General features: G+C 36.3%; 5 protein-coding genes. 4 read left to right on the forward strand and 1 reads right to left on the reverse strand.

Features of this window, described 5'->3' with window-relative positions:
- Nucleotides 1-215: transposase (locus G485_RS27095; RefSeq protein ID WP_035156912.1), on the reverse strand; the 215-nt coding region annotated here is incomplete at its 3' end.
- A 124-nt stretch (nt 216-339) separates the two neighbouring features.
- Here G485_RS27095 and G485_RS30075 point away from each other — a divergent pair.
- The 4 genes from G485_RS30075 (at nt 340) to G485_RS27105 (ending at nt 4,614) form a co-directional block, all read left to right on the forward strand.
- The gene (locus G485_RS30075) at nt 340-606 is read left to right on the forward strand and encodes a hypothetical protein (protein ID WP_156922442.1); all 267 of its coding nucleotides are present in this window, start codon (nt 340-342) and stop codon (nt 604-606) included.
- A 475-nt stretch (nt 607-1,081) separates the two neighbouring features.
- Entirely contained in the window at nt 1,082-2,971 is a 1,890-nt protein-coding gene (locus tag G485_RS0117115; RefSeq protein WP_027093517.1) for a KAP family P-loop NTPase fold protein, read from the forward strand.
- A gap of 15 nt (nt 2,972-2,986) precedes the next feature.
- Complete coding sequence (locus G485_RS27100) at nt 2,987-3,697, forward strand: hypothetical protein (protein ID WP_156922444.1); 711 nt, start codon at nt 2,987-2,989, stop codon at nt 3,695-3,697.
- A complete protein-coding gene (locus G485_RS27105) occupies nt 3,694-4,614 on the forward strand; it encodes a hypothetical protein (protein ID WP_051318369.1) in 921 nt (306 codons plus the stop codon). Before G485_RS27100 ends, G485_RS27105 begins: the two co-directional genes overlap by 4 nt.
- Nucleotides 4,615-4,680: the final 66 nt, after the last annotated feature.

Below are 4,680 nucleotides of genomic sequence, written 5' to 3' on the forward strand. Positions count from 1 at the left end.
CGCGTATGCAGTTGATGGGGATAGGAGCCGTTGCGGTAACCTTGCCGGTTTTCGGTACGCTCATAACGCTGTGCCTCCAATTGTTCCGTCACCTGCGCCTGTAAGATTTGGTTCAGTACCGATTCCAGCAATTTTGCAACACCGGAATCCTGGGTGTTTCCTAAGAAAAGTTGATGCAAAAGTTGAGAATCTACGTTAATCTGGTATTGAGCCATATCTGAATCTCCTCCTGAAGAATGTTGCTTAGACACCATCATTCTAACTGAGGGATTGGGATTATGGCTCCCTTTATTTTCAGTAAACTACCATTTTACACAATTATACGGACTCAACTCACTCTTGAAGAAGCAAACCAAAAAATACATCCAAGCCATTCCATTATTATTGCCGGTGGAAAAGGATTCAGATCATTATACGAAGGGACTCAATCACTTAATAATGCAGTTAGAAGGTACTTTGAATTCTTGTCTCATCGTGAGAAAAAACTGGGGTGATAATGTGGCGAAGCATGGAGAAGGATTAGGATATGAAATAGTAAAAGCTGTTATCAACGGAGATATTATTGAGCCAATTACTTTTCAGAAGGTGAGAGGATACAGTAGATAGCAATTGCTGTATGTCCGAATTGCCATAGAGAATTGCACTTTGGATGAGTAATCAATAGAAAAAGTCATATGAGTTACAGAGAAATTAGACTAAGATACACTCATGAAGATGAGGAAAAGGTTGATCGAGACTTTTCCTCATCAGGTTTTTTTATGCTGGTTAGGGGTATGTGTTGTTCTACTGAGAACCGGTCGGATATTCCCATTCCAGTCGTTTCACCGCCGCGGCAATACAAGAAGGGATCATTCAGCTTTTCCTCAAATAAGTATTATACGAGAATATATTCTGAAAACATGCCTTTTCGGAATATTTTTACATGCCTTATACCTACAAAGTGCAGGACAATATTACCATTTGTCGAATCAATAAGAATATAAGAGTTTTTTGTATCTCTTGGTATCTTGGATTAATTTCAAACAAGGGTTTCCATTGTTGAACTCAAACAAATCTTTTAAAAAGCAGGGGTGGATGTTTTATGTGGGCAGATAACGCTTCTAAGATAGATATGCTTTCTTTCGAACCATACGCTGAATTATTGCACGAAATGGCATTAAGTGAACGAATAAATCCATTAACAATCGGGCTTTTCGGTAACTGGGGAAGCGGGAAGTCTACAGTTCTTAACTTAATTGATAAAAGGATTTCGGCAGAAACTGACAAAAAGGTTGTATCCATCTTTGTTAATGCATGGATGTTTGAAGGATATGATGATGCAAAAACTGCATTAATGGAAGTGATATTAAGGACACTGGAAGACAATAAAGGTATCAAGGAAAAAGTCGGAGGAGCACTTAAAAAGTTAAAAGATAGAGTGGATTGGTTTAGATTAGGGGGATACGCCTTAAAAAAGGGGACTCCTTTACTTTTAAGTGCAGCATTCGGGAATCCTATACCAATTTTGTTGGAAGGTATAAAAACAATGGTCCCCAAAGACCAGAGTCAGGCAGAAGAGAAAATTGCTCAATTAATTGAAATGAAAGAATTTCTTAAAGATCTTCCTGAAGATAACGTTGTTCAGAATATCAGAAAATTTCGTGAAGAGTTTGAACAGATGATGGATGACTCCGGGTTAGAAAATTTAATCATCATTATTGACGATTTGGACAGATGTAGCCCAGAACGCATAATTGAAACCATGGAGGCAATAAAGCTATTTTTGTCGGTGAAAAAGACAACTTTTATCATTGCAATTGATGAAGATGTTGTGAGCTATGCGGTACAACGAAAGTATCCTAAGATAGATGACGCATCGCTTGATATTTCAAAGGATTACATAGAAAAAATAGTGCAAATGCCTATTAAGATACCTGAGTTATCGGATATTGAAGTGAAAAACTACTTACTACTCTTAGTTTGTGAAATGTTTTTGAATGAAAGTCACTTGGATAGGTTGCTATCTGGATTAAAGAAAAAGAAAGTTTTTGTAAAGGGAGAGATTATAAGTCAGGAAGAAATCCGTTCAATATTAGAACATGAGGAAGATACTTCAGATGCATTTTTCAAACCAGGCTATAACAAAGAAGATTTTGAATTGCAATTGGATGTGTTTGGAAGAGTGGCAGATATTATTTCGACTACTTTGAAAGGTAACCCTCGTCAAGCAAAAAGATTCTTAAACACCTTTTATATAAGAAAGAAACTATCGGAGATTCAAAATCTTGAGCTTGATTTAGGCATACTTGCAAAACTAATGGTTCTTGAATACACCAACCTTGATCTCTTCAGAGAAATATATTCGTGGCATGTGAAAAATGAAGGATTTGCAAGAGAACTTGCACCGTTAGAGAAATATTCTCTCGATGAAAAAACACAAAATATTGAAGAAATGAAACAGTTATATAGCAGTGCATGGTTTAAACCAATCATTCAACATTGGCTAAAGGTAGAGCCGACTCAATTATCTGAAGTGGACCTAAGACAATATTTCTATTTAGCAAAGGATTCAATTAAAGAGAAGAATATTTCGATGTTGAATTTAACGGCTGATGAAAGAAAATGGGTCAACGACATATGTGTTGACGGCCTTCAGGAATCGTTGAGACAACAAAAAATAGAAGAGTTTAGTAAAGCAGACGTTGATCATTCAAATATTATAAAAGGGATTATCGTAAAGTATCAATCAAACAAGGAGTTTATTCTAAAAATATTAATTAGAATTTACGTGTTGTTTCCTATTCATAGAGGAGAGTTGATGAAAGAATTCAAAAAGTTGAGGAAAAGCGATATGTCCCCGGCAAATATCATGTTATTCAATTTGATCAAAAAGGAGAACAGTCAACACTACGACGAATTAAAAAAATATTTTACTGAAGAGGGAATAGTAGAGGTAGAACTTTGGGACAGTGTTGCAAATAGAAGAAGATAAAACGGAGGGGGAAGTATGGGGACTTCAAAAGGATATTTACCACCAACTGGACATTTATGGAGTGAAACAAAAAGAGCAGTTTCCAACATGAACAGAAATAACTATAGTAGCAGTTCTATCGGTAAGGCTATTTCAAGTTTTTCCAAAGCGAGTAGTGGAACCAGAAATCAAGGAAATGCGGCAATAGGAACTTCTGGAGCTAAAGCTTTGAATTTTGCAGACCTTGTTAAGAGCATAGGACTAAATAACGCTCTTAATCAAGTGGGATTATCACATTTGGTAGGTAAAGATCCTCAAACAGTATTTGAGGGTTTAGTAGATTATTTTTCTGAAGGGACAAACTCTCTCCAACAATCAATTGCTGATCAGGCCATGCAAGAATATATGGAAGAAATGATGGGAAGTGTACGAAGCAAAGAAGAACTTGAAGATGCCTTTACTAAATTGGAGTCCGAAGTGTTTATACAAGATTATTTAACAAAGTATGTTCAGGTATCTTTCTTCACTAATTTTGCCGAGAAAATCAATGCTCTTTGTAAAGATGTTGGACAAGCCATGAAAATGCAGGAAAGAATCAAGGAGTTTATTAGGCTTGAAATTGCTGAAAATTACAACCGTGATGGTTTGAAGAGTATGGATTGGAGAGGGCGAGAAGGAAGAGAGTATATTGAAAAAAAGTGTGAAGAAGTATGGAAGATTTTTGAACGGTGGGGTGATTCGGAATGAGCAATGTATGGATTGTGAAAAATGAACAGCAAGTAGAAGCCGAGGGGATAACATTTAATTTATCATCCAAAAATAACAAGTCCAATATTAAGACGGACATAGAGAACTTGTGGCGAATGTTTAGTGTGGAGAACGTATCTCCAATCATCGAAGATTTTTTAATCATTGGAATGGCGGTCTTCACAGCCGACAAGAAAATATCCAGAAATTTCTCAAATGATGGATGGAGCAGGGAATTAAACGTACATATTCCCGTATTAGAATTTCAGAAATGGTTATCCGTCAAAACTAAGTTGGAAAAAACACTTTCTTTTTTAAGCGGAGATTTTTGGAACATATCATTCTATGCTACCGAAGAAAGGTTCAGAGGCGATAAGATCAATAAAGAATATAGTGTTAAAAATCGAGACTCCTTTGATTGTGTTTCACTATTTTCAGGGGGATTGGATTCATTCTGCGGTGCATTAAGACTAATGGAAGGAAAGAAGAATCCCTTATTTTTGGGTTTTAAAGAATATTCGTTGCTTATCAAAAGACAGCAGGATCTTTTCAAATCAATACAAGAAGTCTACAATCAGCAAAGCTCAGACTTCGTTCAATTCAGAGTTACGCCAGGCAAGCCTTTCAATATTAATGAAAGTGTTGTTGGTGAAAGCACAAGCAGAAGTAGATCATTTCTATTCATTGCAGGTGCAGTCGCGGTTGCTTCAATTATTGGAGAAAATACTCCAGTGTATATACCTGAGAATGGATTTATTGGTATTAATGTTCCTTTAACACAAAGTAGAAGTGGAAGTTGTAGTACCAGAACAACGCACCCGTATTTTTTAAAATTATTAAATGAGGTTCTTGATGAATTAGGGCTTGCTGAACAAGATCAATTTAAGCTGCTCCCAACGCATGAGCCTAGACCGTGATTTTCTTTGCGGTTTTCATGCAAAAAATCGGACGGAACGCAATGAATCTGAAAAAAGAGAAAAAAA

Origin of the sequence: Cohnella thermotolerans DSM 17683 (genome assembly GCF_000429825.1) — a bacterium.
Taxonomy (GTDB): Bacteria; Bacillota; Bacilli; order Paenibacillales; family Paenibacillaceae; genus Cohnella; species Cohnella thermotolerans.

Coding starts and splice junctions, on each gene's coding strand:
- G485_RS0117115 (WP_027093517.1), top strand. CDS start 1,082: ATGTGGGCAGATAACGCTTCTAAGATAGATATGCTTTCTTTCGAACCA.
- G485_RS27100 (WP_156922444.1), top strand. CDS start 2,987: ATGGGGACTTCAAAAGGATATTTACCACCAACTGGACATTTATGGAGT.
- G485_RS27105 (WP_051318369.1), top strand. CDS start 3,694: ATGAGCAATGTATGGATTGTGAAAAATGAACAGCAAGTAGAAGCCGAG.